15 protein-coding genes and 3 tRNA genes are annotated in these 16386 nt (G+C 61.0%); 8 read left to right on the forward strand and 10 right to left on the reverse strand.

What is annotated here, in order from left to right; genetic code table 11:
* Positions 1-24: 24 nt before the first annotated feature.
* Together BMW49_RS21060 and BMW49_RS21065 are read right to left on the reverse strand one after the other, a co-directional pair.
* Positions 25-714 carry a polysaccharide lyase family 7 protein gene (locus BMW49_RS21060; protein ID WP_069519714.1) on the reverse strand — a complete coding sequence of 230 codons (690 nt, stop codon included), beginning with the start codon at positions 712-714 and terminating at the stop codon, positions 25-27.
* A gap of 90 nt (positions 715-804) precedes the next feature.
* Positions 805-1119, reverse strand: a complete 315-nt coding sequence (locus BMW49_RS21065) for a transcriptional regulator (protein WP_069519713.1) — start codon at positions 1117-1119, stop codon at positions 805-807.
* Positions 1120-1321: 202 nt separating this feature from the next.
* Between BMW49_RS21065 and BMW49_RS21070 the strand changes: the two genes are divergently transcribed.
* Positions 1322-1714 carry a hypothetical protein gene (locus BMW49_RS21070; protein ID WP_069519712.1) on the forward strand — a complete coding sequence of 131 codons (393 nt, stop codon included), beginning with the start codon at positions 1322-1324 and terminating at the stop codon, positions 1712-1714.
* Positions 1715-1762: 48 nt separating this feature from the next.
* Here BMW49_RS21070 and alaC read toward each other — a convergent pair whose 3' ends face one another.
* A complete protein-coding gene (gene alaC, locus BMW49_RS21075) occupies positions 1763-3010 on the reverse strand; it encodes an alanine transaminase (RefSeq protein ID WP_069519711.1) in 1248 nt (415 codons plus the stop codon).
* 180 nt (positions 3011-3190) lie between these two features.
* Entirely contained in the window at positions 3191-5800 is a 2610-nt protein-coding gene (acnB, locus tag BMW49_RS21080; RefSeq protein ID WP_069519710.1) for a bifunctional aconitate hydratase 2/2-methylisocitrate dehydratase, read from the reverse strand.
* Positions 5801-6203: 403 nt separating this feature from the next.
* Here acnB and BMW49_RS21085 point away from each other — a divergent pair, with 403 nt between their 5' ends.
* On the forward strand, positions 6204-6680 hold the full coding sequence (locus BMW49_RS21085) for a DUF1289 domain-containing protein (RefSeq protein ID WP_069519709.1): 477 nt from the start codon (positions 6204-6206) through the stop codon (positions 6678-6680).
* On the opposite strand, the gene BMW49_RS21090 is transcribed toward BMW49_RS21085, so the two are convergent.
* On the reverse strand, positions 6677-7540 hold the full coding sequence (locus tag BMW49_RS21090; RefSeq protein WP_069519708.1) for a universal stress protein: 864 nt from the start codon (positions 7538-7540) through the stop codon (positions 6677-6679). The two genes, BMW49_RS21085 and BMW49_RS21090, sit on opposite strands and share 4 nt — an antisense overlap.
* Before the next feature lie 221 nt (positions 7541-7761).
* On the opposite strand from BMW49_RS21090, the gene BMW49_RS21095 reads away from it, so the two are divergent.
* Entirely contained in the window at positions 7762-8367 is a 606-nt protein-coding gene (locus BMW49_RS21095; protein WP_069519747.1) for a MiaE family protein, read from the forward strand.
* A gap of 34 nt (positions 8368-8401) precedes the next feature.
* Here BMW49_RS21095 and lpxH read toward each other — a convergent pair whose 3' ends face one another.
* A complete protein-coding gene (gene lpxH, locus BMW49_RS21100; protein ID WP_069519707.1) occupies positions 8402-9127 on the reverse strand; it encodes a UDP-2,3-diacylglucosamine diphosphatase in 726 nt (241 codons plus the stop codon).
* Positions 9124-9618 carry a peptidylprolyl isomerase gene (locus BMW49_RS21105; RefSeq protein WP_069519706.1) on the reverse strand — a complete coding sequence of 165 codons (495 nt, stop codon included), beginning with the start codon at positions 9616-9618 and terminating at the stop codon, positions 9124-9126. The genes lpxH and BMW49_RS21105 overlap by 4 nt, the downstream gene beginning before the upstream one ends.
* 223 nt (positions 9619-9841) lie before the next feature.
* Here BMW49_RS21105 and BMW49_RS21110 point away from each other — a divergent pair, with 223 nt between their 5' ends.
* Positions 9842-11506 carry a glutamine--tRNA ligase/YqeY domain fusion protein gene (locus BMW49_RS21110; RefSeq protein WP_069519705.1) on the forward strand — a complete coding sequence of 555 codons (1665 nt, stop codon included), beginning with the start codon at positions 9842-9844 and terminating at the stop codon, positions 11504-11506.
* Positions 11507-11568: 62 nt separating this feature from the next.
* A complete protein-coding gene (cysS, locus tag BMW49_RS21115; RefSeq protein ID WP_069519704.1) occupies positions 11569-12951 on the forward strand; it encodes a cysteine--tRNA ligase in 1383 nt (460 codons plus the stop codon).
* A 4-nt stretch (positions 12952-12955) separates the two neighbouring features.
* Here the strand turns inward: cysS and BMW49_RS21120 are convergent, their stop codons facing one another.
* The 3 genes from BMW49_RS21120 to folD form a co-directional block, all read right to left on the reverse strand.
* Positions 12956-14128 (reverse strand): GGDEF domain-containing protein, encoded by a 1173-nt coding sequence (locus BMW49_RS21120; protein ID WP_069519703.1) that lies wholly within the window; start codon positions 14126-14128, stop codon positions 12956-12958.
* A gap of 210 nt (positions 14129-14338) precedes the next feature.
* On the reverse strand, positions 14339-14740 hold the full coding sequence (locus BMW49_RS21125; protein WP_069519702.1) for a hypothetical protein: 402 nt from the start codon (positions 14738-14740) through the stop codon (positions 14339-14341).
* 101 nt (positions 14741-14841) lie between these two features.
* Positions 14842-15696, reverse strand: coding sequence for a bifunctional methylenetetrahydrofolate dehydrogenase/methenyltetrahydrofolate cyclohydrolase FolD (gene folD / locus BMW49_RS21130; RefSeq protein WP_069519701.1), 855 nt, complete (start codon positions 15694-15696; stop codon positions 14842-14844).
* A 273-nt stretch (positions 15697-15969) separates the two neighbouring features.
* Here folD and BMW49_RS21135 point away from each other — a divergent pair.
* The 3 genes from BMW49_RS21135 to BMW49_RS21145 all read left to right on the forward strand — a co-directional run bounded on the left by BMW49_RS21135 (position 15970) and on the right by BMW49_RS21145 (position 16295).
* Positions 15970-16046: transfer RNA gene (locus tag BMW49_RS21135), tRNA-Arg, on the forward strand.
* Positions 16047-16080: 34 nt separating this feature from the next.
* Positions 16081-16156 (forward strand) — tRNA-His (locus tag BMW49_RS21140).
* Between the two features lie 54 nt (positions 16157-16210).
* Positions 16211-16295, forward strand: a tRNA-Leu gene (locus BMW49_RS21145).
* Positions 16296-16386: the final 91 nt, after the last annotated feature.

Raw genomic sequence — 16386 nt, forward strand, 5'->3', positions numbered from 1 at the left:
AGTGCGAGTGTACAACTCGGCCAATCAGCGGTGCAGGCTATTGAGCCAGTAGAAGGTGACCCGGCCTCCCTCATTGGAGGGGCCGCTGTTGTCCTGAATATAAGCCCCGGCCTTGAAGTACAGCTGTTGCTTGCTCCAGTAACCGCTCAGTTGCTGGTAGAAGCCACCCTTGTCGCCCTGGGTGCTCTGCACACTGACACCCAAACGGCCGCTAGGCGTCAGGCGCAGGTCGTAGCCGAAACGTTCGTTGAGCTGGATGTTCTGCGCCAACAGGATGTTCTGCACTTCCTTATCGCCAGGTCGCTTGCGTAACAACAGTTCGAGGCGGCCGACACCGCGCAGGTAGTGATACTGCAGCTTGATCAGCGGATCGTTGTCGCTGCCCGGCTCGTCCTTGCTGTGTATCTGGCCGATGACGATCTTGTTGTTGCTCGGTACCTGGGCAACGCTGAGCACGGCGCTCAGGTAGTTGTCAGCGCTGGCGTGATACCAGTAACTCAGGCTGCCATCGGCCTGGGTTTCGCGCAGCTCGCTGCGTGGGTAGCGAGCGTCTTCGGTGGGCGCGCCGGTGACAGGTACCCAGAAGGTGACGCTGCCATCGCCATGACGGCGAAAATACCCGCTCTCATAGCCATTGTTCAGACGGGCCGTTTCGACCGTGAGAGTGGCGGGCGAAACAGGAACGGACAGGTTCCAGGTAGTGAGATCAATCACGAGAGCCTCGGGTCAGAGCAGGAGCGCTCCCGTTCGGTTGCGGCTTTGCGTATTGGTTCCGCAGCGGCCGACAGACGGAGCAGCCCTTGCTCAGGACGCTGGGCGTGCCTGGGCCTCTTCGACAAAGTCCTTGAGCCAGCGCAGCACATCGACCGCCTGCCAGCGGCTGGGATCGAACATGGCATACGCCTGGCCTTGGTACCCCACCACATCCAGAGGGCGGTGGTAACCCGCGCGCTGCAGCAGGGCCTCAATCTCGGCAAAACAGGTATTGAAATGCACGCGGTTGAAGGGGGTTTTGCCTTCGGTGACGATGCCTTCGAGGTGCAACTCCTCGACTGTGGCGCGAACCTTGTCCAGGGGCGTGCGGTTGACTGTGTGTTTGAGCTGCAGGACGTCCAGCATGGGATTGCTCCTGATGATGACTGTGCGAAAGGCCAGTTACGCGATTGCGTTGGCCGGTTTGAATAGGGTGAAGACAGGGTAATCGAAAAGTACTGTACAAATAAACAGTATTCGATAATAGTGTGCCCAGACCCATTCACTGACGTGTGGTGGCGGGTAGGCCGGCTTTCGCTCCGGGCCCGCCACAGAGGAGCCGATACCAATGCAACAGATCCTGATGACACTGGTGTTACTGTGCCTGCTTGGCGGATGTGCCCAGCCGCAGCTCGATCAGCCCAAGGCCAATGGCTCCTACCTGGTGATCGAAAATGACCAGGCCTGGGCTGTGCTAGTGGCCGACGGGCGGCGTACCGAGGTTCACGGTACGGTGATCGACGCCATCCGGCTTCCCAGCCAGCGTTCGGCAGTGGCAGCCAGTTATGTCATCGAGACGGCTAATTGCGGGCGGGTGCAGTGGCTGACCGAACGTGCCGACGCCGCTGAGGGCACCACCACGCTGATGTCGGTGCACCATAACGCGCAGCTGGATGCTACGGACTGCATGATCCGTGATGGCATCAGCCGGGTATGGACGGTGCTCGATTATTCGGGCTGAACAATAGTGCGGGTTGCCTGCCCGGCGCATGGCCGGGCAGGGCAGAGGTCACTCGGAAGCGGCAGGCGATTTGCGCGGTTTAACCGGTGCGGCAGGCTGGATCAGGCCGTCGGCTCGGAACATCGCGCGGATACCCCGCACGGCCTGGCGGATACGATCCTGATTTTCGATCAGGGCAAAGCGCACATGGTCATCGCCGTAATCGCCAAAGCCCAGGCCGGGTGACACGCAAACCTTGGCCTCAAGCAGCAGCTTCTTGGCGAACTCCAGCGAGCCCATGGCCGCATAGGGTTCGGGAATCTTCGCCCAGACATACATCGAAGCCTTGGGGTTTTCGACCATCCAGCCGCACTCATGCAGGCCCTTGACCAGCACATTGCGACGCTGCCGATATTGCTCGGCAATATCGCGCACGCACTGCTGGTCACCTTCCAGCGCCGCGATAGCCGCGACCTGCAGCGGCGTGAAGGTGCCGTAGTCGTGATAGCTCTTGATCCTGGCCAAGGCGTTGACCAGTTCAGGGTTGCCGACCATAAAGCCAATGCGCCAGCCGGCCATGTTGTAGCTTTTCGACAGGGTGAAAAACTCCACCGCGATGTCCTTGGCCCCAGGTATCTGCATGATCGAGGGCGCGGTCCAGCCGTCATAGACAATGTCGGCGTACGCCAGGTCGTGCACCACCAGCACATCGTACTGCTTGGCCAGGGCTACCACGCGCTCGAAGAAATCCAGCTCCACGCATTGTGCGGTGGGGTTGGAAGGGAAGCCGAGAATCATCATTTTCGGCTTGGGGATCGACTCGCGGATTGCCCGCTCCAGCTCGGCGAAGAAGTCCACGCCAGGCACCAGGGGCACCGAGCGTACCTGAGCGCCGGCGATCACCGCACCGTAGATATGAATGGGGTAACTCGGGTTGGGTACCAACACGGTATCGCCATGGTCCAGGGTTGCCAGCATCAGGTGCGCCAGGCCTTCCTTGGAGCCGATGGTGACGATGGCTTCGCTTTCCGGGTCGATGTCCACGGCATAGCGATCCTTGTACCAGCGCGAGATGGCGCGACGCAGGCGCGGAATACCCCGTGAGGTGGAGTAGCCATGGGTGTCTTCACGCTGGGCGACCTGCACCAGCTTCTCGACGATATGTGGTGGCGTTGGCCCATCCGGGTTGCCCATGCTGAAGTCGATGATGTCCTCGCCGCGTCGGCGAGCCGCCATCTTCAGTTCGGCAGTGATGTTGAAAACGTAGGGGGGGAGTCGATCGATGCGCGCAAAACGGCGCTTGGCGGTATCAGCCATGTTGTCCTCGAAGTACGTAAGCGCCCGGAACCGTCCGAGCGACGCTGGCCACTGTGGTGGCCTGTCGCGGAACATAGCGGGGCTGCAGGTATTTGTCGAGGGCTCGGCGCTGTACTCGGGGAAAAATCAGCGGGCAAAGAAAACCCCGCACTGGGCGGGGTTTCTCTGATGCGTTGACGCTTAGGCTTGAACGACCGGGATCTGGGCGTTCGCAGCTGCCTCGCGGAACTCGGCAATCTGGTCGAAGCTCAGGTAGCGGTAAACGTCGGCAGCCATGCTGTCGATGTTCTTCGCGTACTCCATGTACTCCTCGACGGTCGGCAGTTTGCCGAGAATCGAAGCGACAGCTGCCAGTTCGGCAGAGGCCAGGTACACGTTGGCGCCGTCACCCAGACGGTTCGGGAAGTTACGGGTCGAGGTCGAAACGACCGTCGAGTTCGGCTCAACTCGTGCCTGGTTACCCATGCACAGCGAGCAGCCCGGCATTTCCATGCGCGCGCCAGCCTTGCCGTAGATGCCGTAGTAGCCTTCTTCGGTCAGCTGGTGAGCGTCCATCTTGGTCGGCGGCGACAGCCACAGACGCGTCGGCAGTTGGCCCTTGACCTGCTCCAGCAACTTGCCGGCAGCGCGGAAATGACCGATGTTGGTCATGCACGAACCGATAAACACTTCGTCGATCTTCTCGCCCTGAACGGTCGAGAGCAGGCGGGCGTCATCCGGGTCGTTCGGTGCGCACAGCACCGGCTCGTTGATGTCGGCCAGGTCGATTTCGATGATTTCGGCGTACTCGGCGTCCTTGTCGGCTGCCATCAGCTTCGGATCGGCCAACCAGGCTTCCATCGCTTGAGCGCGACGTTCCATGGTGCGTGCATCGCCGTAGCCTTCGCTGATCATCCAGCGCAGCAGGGTGATGTTCGAACGCAGGTACTCGGCGATGGCCTTTTCCGGCAGCTTGATGGTGCAACCAGCAGCGGAACGCTCGGCGGAGGCGTCGGACAGCTCGAATGCCTGCTCAACGGTCAGCTCGTCCAGGCCTTCGATCTCGAGGATGCGGCCGGAGAAGATGTTCTTCTTGCCTTTCTTCTCGACGGTCAGCAGGCCTTTCTGGATGGCCACGTAAGGGATTGCATGGACCAGGTCACGCAGGGTGATGCCCGGTTGCAGTTTGCCCTTGAAGCGCACCAGTACCGACTCCGGCATATCTAGCGGCATGACGCCAGTGGCAGCGGCGAAGGCAACCAGACCGGAACCGGCCGGGAAGGAGATACCGATCGGGAAGCGGGTGTGCGAGTCACCACCGGTGCCGACGGTGTCCGGCAGCAGCATGCGGTTCAGCCAGCTGTGGATGATGCCGTCGCCAGGACGCAGGGACACGCCGCCACGGGTGCGGATGAAATCCGGCAAGGTGTGGTGGGTGGTGACGTCGATTGGCTTCGGATAAGCGGCGGTGTGGCAGAACGACTGCATCACCAGATCGGCGGAGAAGCCCAGGCATGCCAGGTCTTTCAGCTCGTCGCGGGTCATCGGGCCAGTGGTGTCCTGGGAGCCGACGGTGGTCATCTTCGGTTCGCAGTAGGTGCCAGGGCGTACGCCTTTGCCTTCCGGCAGGCCGCAGGCCTTGCCGACCATCTTCTGGGCCAGGGTGTAGCCCTTGCCGGTGTCGACCGGGGCTTCCGGCAGTTTGAACAGGTCGGTTGGGCCCAGGCCCAGCTCTGCACGGGCCTTGTCGGTCAGACCACGGCCGATGATCAGCGGGATACGGCCGCCAGCGCGAACTTCGTCGAGCAGAACCGGGGTTTTCAGTTCAAAGGTGGTGATGACTTCATCGGTACCGTGCTTGCAGACCTTGCCGGCATGCGGGTACAGGTCGATCACGTCACCCATGTTGATGTTCGACACATCGAATTCGATCGGCAGGGCGCCGGCGTCTTCCATGGTGTTGTAGAAAATCGGTGCGATCTTGGTGCCGAAGCAGAAGCCGCCAGCGCGCTTGTTCGGTACGAACGGAATGTCGTCGCCGAAGAACCACAGCACCGAGTTGGTGGCGGATTTACGCGAGGAGCCGGTACCAACCACGTCGCCAACGTAGGCAACCGGGAAGCCGTCGCCGTACATCTGGGCGATCTGCTTCATCGGGCCGATGGAGCCTTGCACGTCAGGCACGATGCCTTCGCGGGCCATTTTCAGCATGGCCAGGGCGTGCAACGGGATGTCAGGGCGCGACCAGGCGTCTGGGGCAGGGGACAGGTCGTCGGTGTTGGTTTCGCCGGTGACCTTGAACACGCGCAGGCTGATCTTGTCAGCCAGGGTCGGGCGCTTCTTGAACCACTCGCCATCGGCCCAGGACTGCAGCACGCCTTGAGCGTGGGCATTGCCCGCTTTGGCTTTTTCGGCAACGTCGTGGAAGGCGTCGAACATCAGCAGGGTGTGCTTGAGCTGTTCGGCGGCGGTGGCAGCCAGCTCGGTGTCATCCAGCAACTCGACCAGGGTGGCGATGTTGTAGCCGCCCTGCATGGTGCCGAGCAGTTCGGTGGCGCGTTGCTTGCTGATCAGTGGGGAAGCGACTTCGCCCTTGGCAACGGCGGAGAGGAAACCAGCCTTGACGTAGGCGGCTTCGTCAACGCCTGGCGGTACACGGTTGGTGATCAGGTCGACGAGGAATTCTTCTTCGCCAGCAGGCGGGTTTTTCAGCAGCTCGATCAGGCCTGCGGTTTGTTCGGCGTTCAGCGGCTGGGGCACGATACCCTGAGCGGCACGCTCTGCTACGTGTTTGCGATAGGCTTCAAGCACAGTTATTACCCTCATCAGTGGTCCCAAAGGGTTGTCCGGGACGCGATCCAGAAAACCCTGAACGACGCGCAGTGTGGCGTTTTGCACCACGTTGCCGAGGTCTCAGGGATTTCTTCCAGAAGCTGTTTTCAAAGTTTTACGCCGGCAGGACGGGGTAGATGAGGGGCCGATACCCACACTCCGAGCTTGCGAGAGGTTGGTATCGGCATCGTACCTGCAGGATTAACTGTGCTCGTGACGCTTTGAAAACAGCTTCCAACGGACATTGGCGCCTATTAAAGGCGGGCCGATTCTACTGGAAAGCTTTGATAAAGTTAAGCTAAAGCCCCCGCCCATGCGGGGGTGATCTGCCTTAGACAAAGGGCTAAGATGCCACTCCGTTGTCCATCTGTAGTGCGTCCTCATGTCCAATCAGCGCATCAAGACTCCCTGTGTCGGCCTCTGCTCCACGGTCTACGGCGATCTGGTATGCCGTGGGTGCAAGCGTTTTCACCATGAAGTCATCGATTGGAATGCCTACGATGAGGCGCAGAAACGCGCGGTCTGGCTGCGCCTGGAAGTCTTGCTGGTGCAGGTGATGACCGCCAAGCTGGAAGTCTTCGACGCTGAGCGGCTGCGCCAGCAGTTGGAGCTGCGCAAGATTCGTTTTGTGCCTCAGCAGTCGCCGTACTGCTGGGCCTATCAGCTGATTGCGCGTGGTGCGCGTGTCATCAACCAGTTGGAAGCCTACGGCATGGTGCTGTTGCCGGAGTTTCGCGGCTGGCAGTTACCGGAGCTGCGCGACGCCATCGACCGCGAGTTCTTTCTGCTGTCCGAAGCCCACTACCACCGCTATATCGCCCCTCGTTTCCTGCGCGAGGGGCTGGATGCAGAGCGCTAGCGCTGCGCCACCAGGGTTTCCAGATGGTCGATGATGTCGTCGGGCTTGAGCACCAGTACATCGCTGTGCAGGCTGTCGAGGATCACTTCGGCCGTATTGCCGATCAGCGCACCTGATAGACCGGTGCGGGCGACTGTGCCGATCACCGTCACTACGGCATCGAGTTCATGGGCGACCTTGGGGATTAGCGTGTCGGCCGGCCCTTCGACCAGGTGCAGGCACGCATCGCTGATCGCGTATTCGGCCTGGAAGGCCTGGCAATGTGAGCGGTAGCGCGCCTCGATGGTGTCGCGCAGTTGGAAGGTGGGGTCGGCGGCGGAGAGCATGGGCGCCGGGTAAGCCGAGATCACATGCAGTTCAGCCTTGGCCAGGGCTGCGATGTCAAAGCCATGGCTGACAATGCTGGAGTGCAGCGTGCGGTGCTCGCTGTCGGCATTGCCGACATCCACGGCGGCCAGGATGGTGCCGCCTTGCCAGGAGCGCTCGGTCTTGACCATTAGTACGGGGCAGGGGCAGTAACGCAGGAGTTTCCAGTCATCCGGGGTGAGCAGGGCGCGTTTCAGCGGGTTGTCCGGCAGGTGCTGCTTGACCACCAGGCCACAGCCCTCGGCCTGTTGCACGCGGATCAGGGTGTCGTTCAAGGAGTCATGCCAGGCTTGTTCGGCTGACACGCTGTAGCCTTCCTGCTGCAGTGTCACGCGCAGTTCGTCCAGATAGGCGGTGTGATCATGCCGCGGGTCGCAGGCGAGCAGGTGCAGGTGGGAGCCGGTGACGCCGGCAATCAGCTTGGCGCGTTTGAGCGCCAGCGCCTCAGGGTGTTGCGGCGTGACCAGCACCAGAATGCTGCGAATGGCTTGCATGGCTGTTCTCCTTGTCAGTGACAGGCGGGTGTACTGACACTATAGAGGGCGCTGGTGGTGGTGTTCGTTGACCGGTATCAACGGTCATGGCTGGCCGTGCAGGCTGTCATTCGTATAATGGGCGCCCGACCCAGGGTCGCCGACACCCTGACATCCTTGAGCCGATACCTGTGCACGCCGAAATCGCCCCTGCTGTAGCCCGTCCTTCTCGCTCCCGCGCTCTGCCCCTGCCCGAGATCCACGCCTTTCTCGGCTGCCGTACGCCGGCTGCCTGGGTCGAGGCGGCGCTGGCCAATCCCGAGATCATGCTGATTGATCATAAGAACTGCGAATTCAAGGCCGCCAGTACTGCGCTGAGCCTGATGGCCAAGTACAGCACGCACCTGGACCTGATCAATATGATGTCGCGTCTGGCCCGCGAGGAGCTGGTGCATCACGAGCAGGTGCTACGCCTTATGAAACGCCGCAATATTGGCCTGCGCCCGGTCTCGGCGGCACGTTATGCGTCTGGCCTGCGTAAGTTGGTGCGTCCCCATGAGCCGCACCGGCTGGTCGACACCCTGGTGGTGGGCGCATTTATCGAGGCGCGTAGCTGTGAGCGTTTCGAGGCGCTGGTGCCGCACCTGGACGAGGAGCTGGGGGGTTTCTACTTCGGCTTGCTGAAGAGTGAAGCGCGGCACTTTCAGGGCTACCTGAAATTGGCCTATCAGTATGGCGAGCAGCAGGATGTGGATCAGGCTATCGAGCGGGTGCGCGAGGCGGAGCGCCTGTTGATCGAGTCGAGCGACAGTGAGTTTCGCTTTCACAGCGGTGTACCTGCAGCCTGAAGCGCTTAGCGCGCGTCAGTCGAGCCTCCCGCCCTCAGGGTGCGAAGGCGAAGGGAGCCAGGTGAAAACCCTGTTGATCGATCTGCAAGGCCCAGCCTTGCTGGTCCCAGTCGCCCAGCACGATGCGCTGCGCGGGCTGATCATTGACCTCCAGACGGTGCACGGCCGGGCGGTGGGTATGGCCGTGAATCAGGGTCAGCACACCATGCTGCGCCATGACTTCGGGCACCACCGAAGGTGTTACGTCGACAATCGCGCTGGCTTTCATGCGCGTCTGTTGCTGGCTTTGCTCACGCAGTTTGCGGGCCAGGCGCTGGCGTGTGGCCAGGGGCAGGTTGCGTAGCACGAACAGGCTCAGCGGGTTGCGTAGCCAGCGGCGCAGCTTCATATAGCCGACGTCCAGGGTGCACAGGCTGTCACCATGCATCAGCAACACCTTGTGGCCCTCAAGCTCGACCACGCTTGGGTCGCGTAGCAGGGTGCAGCCAGCCTCCCGACAAAAACGCTTGCCCAGCATGAAGTCGCGGTTGCCGTGCATCAGGTACAGGCGTGTGCCTGCGTCGCTGAGTTTGCGCAGGGCCGTGGCGATCTCTCGCTGGAACGGGCTGATGGCGTCATCGCCGACCCACACCTCAAAGAAATCGCCGAGGATATACAGCGCATCGGCGGCCGGCGCGCGGTGTTGCAGGAAGTCTAAAAACGCCCGGGTAATATCCGGGCGTTGTTCTTCAAGGTGCAGATCGGAGATCAGTAGAATCACTCAACGATCTCGGCACGCTCGATGATCACGTCGTCGACTGGCACGTCCTGGTGGCCCGACTTCATGGTGGTGGCGACGCCCTTGATTTTCTCGACCACGTCCATGCCTTCGACCACTTCGCCGAATACCGCGTAGCCCCAGCCCTGCACGGTGGGTGCAGTGTGGTTGAGGAAGCTGTTGTCACTGACGTTGATAAAGAACTGCGCCGAGGCCGAGTGTGGCTCCATGGTGCGCGCCATAGCCACGGTGCCGACCTTGTTGGCGACGCCGTTGTTGGCTTCGTTCTTGATCGGTGCGCGGGTGGTTTTCTGCTTCATGCCCGGCTCGAAGCCGCCGCCCTGGATCATGAAATTGCTGATGACGCGGTGGAACACGGTGCCGTCGTAATGTCCGCTCTTCACGTATTCCTTGAAGTTGGCCACGGTTTCCGGGGCTTTGTCTTCGAACAGGTTGAGGGTGATGACGCCGTGGTTGGTGTGCAGCTTGATCATGTGAGTAGTCACTCTGTCGAAATAACCGGTGGCTGGTCGCGTTGCCAGCCAATGGGGAGGCGGGCAATGGTTAACGAGCCGGCTCATGGGCCTGTCAGGGGGTTGACAGCTTCGGCTATGATAAGCGCTTTGTATAAGTCGGCCTACCCTGAGAGCCTGTTCAAGCGTTGCCTTGTGCACGCGAACCGGTTCTGAGCCGCGCCTCGCACTCGCTAAGGACACCATGAGCAAGCCAGAAACCGTCGCCGCTGCCAACTTTCTTCGCCCCATCGTCCAGGCTGATCTGGATGCCGGCAAGCACAGCAAGATCATTACGCGCTTCCCGCCGGAGCCCAACGGCTATCTGCATATCGGCCACGCCAAGTCGATCTGCCTGAACTTTGGCCTGGCCAAGGAATTCGGTGGCGAGTGCAACCTGCGTTTCGACGACACCAACCCGGCCAAGGAAGACCAGGAATACATCGACGCGATCAAGAGCGACGTGCAATGGCTGGGCTTCCAGTGGGCGGGCGAAGAGCGCTATGCCTCCAACTATTTCGAGCAGCTTCATGACTGGGCCGTGGAGCTGATCAAGGCCGGCAAGGCCTATGTCTGCGATCTGTCGCCAGAGCAGGCCCGTGAATACCGCGGCAACCTCACCGAGCCGGGCAAGAACAGCCCGTTTCGTGAGCGCAGTGTCGAAGAAAACCTCGACCTGTTCGCCCGCATGAAGGCCGGCGAGTTCGCCGATGGCGCCCGTGCCCTGCGCGCGAAGATCGACATGGCCTCGCCGAACATGAACCTGCGCGACCCGATTCTCTATCGCATTCGCCATGCTCACCACCATCAGACCGGCGATAAGTGGTGCATCTACCCCAGCTACGACTTCACCCACGGTCAGTCGGACGCCATCGAAGGCGTTACCCATTCGATCTGCACCCTGGAGTTCGAGGACCATCGTCCGCTGTACGAGTGGTTCCTGGCGCAACTGCCGGTACCAGCGCAGCCGCGTCAGTACGAATTCGCCCGACTTAACCTGAACTACACCATCACCAGCAAGCGCAAGCTCAAGCAACTGGTCGATGAGAAGCATGTCAACGGTTGGGATGACCCGCGCATGTCGACCCTGTCGGGCTTCCGTCGCCGTGGTTACACCCCGGCCTCAATCCGCACCTTCTGCGACATGATCGGTGTAAACCGCGCCGGTGGTGTGGTGGATATTGGCATGCTCGAGTTCGCCATTCGTGAGGACTTGGACGCCAACGCCGCTCGCGCCATGTGCGTACTCAAGCCGCTGAAAGTGGTGATTACCAATTACCCGGAAGGCCAGGTCGAAAACCTGGAGCTGCCGCGACACCCGAAACAGGATATGGGCGTGCGTGTGCTGCCGTTCAGCCGCGAGATCTATATCGATGCCAGCGACTTTGAAGAAGTCCCGCCGGCCGGCTTTAAGCGCCTGATTCCCGGTGGCGAAGCGCGTCTGCGCGGCAGCTACGTGATTCGCGCCGATGAGGCGATCAAGGATGCCGACGGCAACATCATCGAACTGCGCTGCAGCTACGACGAAAACACCCTGGGCAAGAACCCCGAGGGTCGCAAGGTCAAAGGCGTGATTCACTGGGTGCCGGCCGCTGAAAGCGTTGAGTGCGAAGTGCGCCTGTACGACCGCCTGTTCCGTTCCGCCAACCCGGAAAAGGACGAAGACGGCGGCAGCTTCCTCGACAATATCAACCCCGCATCGCTGGTGGTGCTCAAGGGCTGTCGCGCCGAACCGTCGCTTGGCGAGGCACTGCCTGAAGAGCGCTTCCAGTTCGAGCGTGAAGGCTACTTCTGCGCCGATATGAAGGACAGCAAGCCGGGTGCGCCGGTATTCAACCGTACCGTAACGCTGCGCGATTCCTGGGCCTAAGGCTCAGTCGCTCTGATTAGAACCGGGTCGGTACGCTGGCCCGTGGTTTCCAAGGAACTGCAATGCTCTCGATCTACAACACGCTGACCAAAAGCAAAGACGTCTTCAAACCGCTGGTGGGTAACCAGGTGCGCATGTATGTGTGCGGCATGACGGTTTATGACTTCTGTCATATCGGTCATGCGCGGGTGATGGTGGCATTCGATGTGGTCACCCGCTGGCTGCGCCATCGCGGCTATGACGTGACCTACGTACGCAATATCACCGACATCGACGACAAGATCATCAAGCGCGCCAATGACAATGGTGAACCGTTCGAGGCGCTGGTCGAGCGCATGATTGCGGCCATGCACGAAGACGAGGCGCGCCTCAATGTCCTGCGTCCCGATCAGGAGCCGCGTGCCACCGGGCATATCGCCGGTATGCACGAGATGATCCAGACCCTGATCGACAAGGGCTTTGCCTATGCACCTGGCAATGGCGACGTGTATTACCGTGTCGGCAAGTTTGTCGGCTACGGCAAGCTGTCACGCAAGAAGATCGAAGACCTGAAGATCGGTGCGCGTATCGAGGTGGATGAAGCCAAGCAGGACCCGCTGGATTTCGTCCTGTGGAAAGGCGTCAAGCCGGGCGAGCCGAGCTGGGAATCGCCCTGGGGCGCGGGTCGTCCGGGCTGGCATATCGAGTGCTCGGTGATGTCGACCTGCTGCCTGGGCGAGACCTTCGACATTCACGGCGGCGGCCCGGACCTGGTGTTCCCGCACCACGAAAACGAAATCGCCCAGAGCGAGGCCGCTACCGGCAAGCTCTACGCCAACGCCTGGATGCATGCCGGTGCGGTGCGTGTGGACGGCGAGAAGATGTCCAAGAGCCTGGGCAACTTCTTCACCATTCGTGAGGTGCTGGAAAAGTATCACCCGGAAGTGGTGCGTTACCTGCTGGTGTCCAGTCACTACCGCAGTGCGATCAATTACTCCGAGGACAGCCTGCGTGAAGCCAAGGGCGCGCTGGAGCGCTTCTATAACGGCCTCAAGGGGCTGCCGGATGCTCCTGCTGCCGGTGGCGACGCCTTCGTCGAGCGGTTCAGTGCGGCGATGGACGATGACTTCAACTCCCCGGAAGCCTGCGCGGTGTTGTTCGAGATGATTCGCGAGGTCAACCGCCTACGTGAGTCTGACCTGCACGCTGCAGCCGGCTTGGCGTCCCAGCTCAAACAGCTGGCCAGTGTGCTGGGTGTGTTGCAGCTTGAGCCCGACGCCTTTCTGCAGGCGGGTGCTGCCGGCAAGGTCGATGCATTCGAGGTTGAGGCGCTGATCGCCGCGCGCCTGCAAGCGCGAACCGAGAAGAACTGGGCGCAGTCTGACCGTATCCGTGACCAGCTCGCAGCCATGGGTGTGGTGCTTGAGGACAGTAAAGGGGCCACGACCTGGCGCCTGGCTGAGTAAGGCCTTAATTCAGGGTGTAGGGCGGGTTATCGGTATCCGCTACCTGCACCCTGTTGCGTCCGGCGGCCTTGGCGGCATAGAGCGCCGTGTCAGCCTGGGTCAGCAAGCTTGCCACGCTGTCGTAAGGGCCGGGTATGCCACACCACACGCCAGCACTGAACTGCACGTCGATGCTCAGGTTGCCAAAATGCGCTGGAGCGGCGGCCATGGAGCTGCGTAATGCTTCCAGTGCCGCATACGCACCTTGTGGTGTGGTGTCGGTCAATAGCAGCAGAAACTCTTCCCCGCCATAGCGGCCGACGCTATCGGCCTGGCGCAGACGCTGTCTGAGGTGTTGTACGCAGTGGCAAAGTACTTCATCGCCGGCTAAGTGCCCGTACACATCGTTAATGCGCTTGAAATGGTCGATGTCGAGCATGGCAACGGCCAGGTAGGTATGCGCGCGACGCGCACGCTCCAGTTCTGCGCTTAGCTGCTCGAGAATTGCCCGGCGGTTGAGTGTGCCAGTCAGTGCATCGCGCAAGGCCATCTGTTGCAGGCTGGCCTCGCTGCGCTCCTTGGCGATCAGTACCAGGCCGAGGGAGAACATCATGACCGTAACCGTGCCAATGCTGACTGATAGGGTCTGCTTGAAGTTGCTCGCGTCATATTGCAGTTCGGCGGCGCCCCCGGTCAGTATCGCGCCGACGCGCATCAGCAGGCCGACGAGGCTGATGCCACCGCCGATAACCAGCAGGATGTGCGCCCGCCCGCCTGGCGCTGCATGTCGATAGGCGCAGCCGATGAGCAGCAAGCATTGCACGATCAGTACCAAACAGGCTGCCAGCATGCGTGGTTCTCGGGTGTTGATCAGGGAAATCATCAGGATGAGCATCAGCGCTGGTAGGCTCAGCAGTCTGCGCCAGGGGATGCTCATCCCCTGGATGCGTAGCAGGCCTACCAGATAGAAGGTCAGCGCCGTGGCCAGGAGCACGTTGGCTGCTCCGTAGGTCAGCCAGAGAGGTGCCTGGCCGTGCAGGGTGTAGCAGACATAGGCCAGTGCGTGGAGGGCCAAGCCGCAGCCTGTTGCGAATAGGCCGTCGCGGCGATTGAGCTGCCCAACCAGTATCAGGCAGAAAGCCATGATGGTGGCCACCAGGGCGACAGAGGCGAATAGCGTCGGAGTGTGAGCAATCATCAGTGGCTGGCCAGTCGAAGGTATTACCCGCGTTGTCGGCTCAGCCGGCGGGGCATGCACTCAATAGTAGCGGACGGCGTGATGGCCATGCGGCTCAGCAGCAGGTGCTTGCAAATAGAGTTGAGCGCCTTGCCCGAGAGGCAGGCCGTGATCGGTGCTTGTGCTTGAGTAGCTTGCGAGTAAGCGCCTGGCATTTTTACTGCCCAGGTCTTAGCTATCCCGGAACAGGTCGTGGGCGTCCAGCAGGCGATAAGCGATTTCCGGGCGTTTTTCCAAGCCTCGGCGGATGGCGGCGGGAATGGCCTGGCGGGTTTTGCGGCACAGGCCGGGCAGCTCGCCCAGTTCGATGGCGATGCCGCGCATGCTGCGTACTTCGTTGCTGCCGGGCAGGGTTGTCACGCGCAGGCCGAGCTGCGCGAAGATGCGCTGCTGCATGTTTTCCAGGTCTTGCAGACTTTGCAGGTTTTCCAGGCGCTCAAGCAGGCGTTTTTCTTCCTGGCGTGTGAGCAGCAGAATGCGCGTGTCGACGCCTGGCGTTTCGAGCAGGCGTTCGCGCTCACAGGTGCAGGCGCCAGGCGGGCAGGGTGAGCGAAGTGGGGCTTGAGTCGTCATGAGTGGCGATCATAGCCAGAGCCGACAAGGCTTGCCTATATGGTCTGGCACGAAAACGGCACCCGAAGGTGCCGTTTTGCTAAGCCGGAAGCGGTGCCGTTTTAGGCGTGCAGGTGCTCGGCAGCATGCAGGGTGTTTTCCAGCAGTCCGGCGCGGGTCATTGGACCGACGCCGCCTGGTACCGGGGTGATCCAGCCGGCGCGGGGCAGGGCGGTCTCATAGACCACATCGCCAATCAGCTTGCCGTCGTCCTGGCGGTTGATGCCCACGTCGATGACGATGGCGCCTTCCTTGACCCACTCGCCTTTTACCAGGCCCGGCTTGCCTGCTGCGACTACCACGATATCGGCTTGGCCGACGTGCATTGCCAGATCGCGGGTGAAGCGGTGGGTGACGGTCACGGTGCAGCCGGCCAGCAGCAGCTCCATGGCCATGGGGCGGCCAACGATATTCGATGCACCCACCACCACGGCATGCAGGCCGTACAGGTCAACGCCGGTGCTTTGCAGCAGGGTCATGATGCCCTTGGGGGTGCAGGGGCGCAGCAGCGGCATGCGCTGTGCGAGGCGGCCGATGTTGTAGGGGTGAAAGCCGTCTACATCCTTGTCCGGGCGAATGCGCTCAAGTAGCAGAGAAGCGTCGAGATTCTGCGGAAGCGGCAGCTGCACCAGAATGCCATCGATGGCCGGGTCTTCGTTCAAGCGGTCGATCAAGGCCATCAGCTCGTCCTGAGCCGTAGTGGCTGGCAGGTCGTAGGCCTGGGAGACGAAACCGACTTCTTCACAGTCTTTACGCTTGTGGGAAACGTAAACCTGGGAGGCGGGGTCGCTGCCCACCAGGATCACAGCCAGGCCGGGCGCGCGCAGGCCCTGCTGGCGACGTTCGGTGACGCGTTGGGCAATCTGCTGGCGCAGGCTGGCGGCGATCGCCTTGCCATCGATCAGTTGTGCGGTCATTGCGCGTGATTAACCATAAAGAAAGGATTGAAAAAGAGCGCGTATTCTCGCACGGCACTGCCTGTGGGCAAAGGCGGCGTCCGGTCTTTTCGCGTAACCCCTTTAAATAACTGAATTTTTTTTGCCAGGCCTGTTGACGACCTAGTGTCGCCTCTATAACATTCGCCCCGCTTGTCGAGCACAGCCAGTCGCTGGGTAAGACGGCAGCAGCATCCTCTCGATGTGTGAGAGTTGCCAAGCCGAAGCTTTAAATCTGCAATTGCAGATGGATAGGCGCCCGTAGCTCAGCTGGATAGAGCATCCGCCTTCTAAGCGGATGGTCGCAGGTTCGAGTCCTGCCGGGCGTGCCATTTGGCAGTCTTGGCACAAGTAGCATGCAATATGGTGGGCGTAGCTCAGTTGGTAGAGCACAGGATTGTGACTCCTGGTGTCGTGGGTTCGATCCCCATCGTCCACCCCATATTCCAAAGCGCCAGGTGAATACCTGGCGTTTTTGTATTAAAAGCTTTACCACGCGGACGTGGTGGAATTGGTAGACACACTGGATTTAGGTTCCAGCGCCGCAAGGCGTGAGAGTTCGAGTCTCTCCGTCCGCACCATCTTTTACTCCCTCCCGATTGCCGCCTGCATCTAGGGTGACTTCTGCAAATCGACCCTCTAGAATGCATGCCCTTGAATTAGGGGCCGGTA

This window comes from Pseudomonas cuatrocienegasensis, from assembly GCF_900110925.1.
GTDB lineage: Bacteria > Pseudomonadota > Gammaproteobacteria > Pseudomonadales > Pseudomonadaceae > Aquipseudomonas > Aquipseudomonas cuatrocienegasensis.

Excerpts from the sequence above, each read along its gene's own strand:
- alaC (WP_069519711.1), bottom strand. The coding sequence starts at position 3,010 with ATGGCTGATACCGCCAAGCGCCGTTTTGCGCGCATCGATCGACTCCCC.
- folD (WP_069519701.1), bottom strand. The coding sequence starts at position 15,696 with ATGACCGCACAACTGATCGATGGCAAGGCGATCGCCGCCAGCCTGCGC.
- BMW49_RS21090 (WP_069519708.1), bottom strand. The coding sequence starts at position 7,540 with ATGCAAGCCATTCGCAGCATTCTGGTGCTGGTCACGCCGCAACACCCT.
- BMW49_RS21070 (WP_069519712.1), top strand. The coding sequence starts at position 1,322 with ATGCAACAGATCCTGATGACACTGGTGTTACTGTGCCTGCTTGGCGGA.
- BMW49_RS21125 (WP_069519702.1), bottom strand. The coding sequence starts at position 14,740 with ATGACGACTCAAGCCCCACTTCGCTCACCCTGCCCGCCTGGCGCCTGC.
- BMW49_RS21110 (WP_069519705.1), top strand. The coding sequence starts at position 9,842 with ATGAGCAAGCCAGAAACCGTCGCCGCTGCCAACTTTCTTCGCCCCATC.
- cysS (WP_069519704.1), top strand. The coding sequence starts at position 11,569 with ATGCTCTCGATCTACAACACGCTGACCAAAAGCAAAGACGTCTTCAAA.
- BMW49_RS21065 (WP_069519713.1), bottom strand. The coding sequence starts at position 1,119 with ATGCTGGACGTCCTGCAGCTCAAACACACAGTCAACCGCACGCCCCTG.
- BMW49_RS21085 (WP_069519709.1), top strand. The coding sequence starts at position 6,204 with ATGTCCAATCAGCGCATCAAGACTCCCTGTGTCGGCCTCTGCTCCACG.
- BMW49_RS21120 (WP_069519703.1), bottom strand. The coding sequence starts at position 14,128 with ATGATTGCTCACACTCCGACGCTATTCGCCTCTGTCGCCCTGGTGGCC.
- BMW49_RS21105 (WP_069519706.1), bottom strand. The coding sequence starts at position 9,618 with ATGATCAAGCTGCACACCAACCACGGCGTCATCACCCTCAACCTGTTC.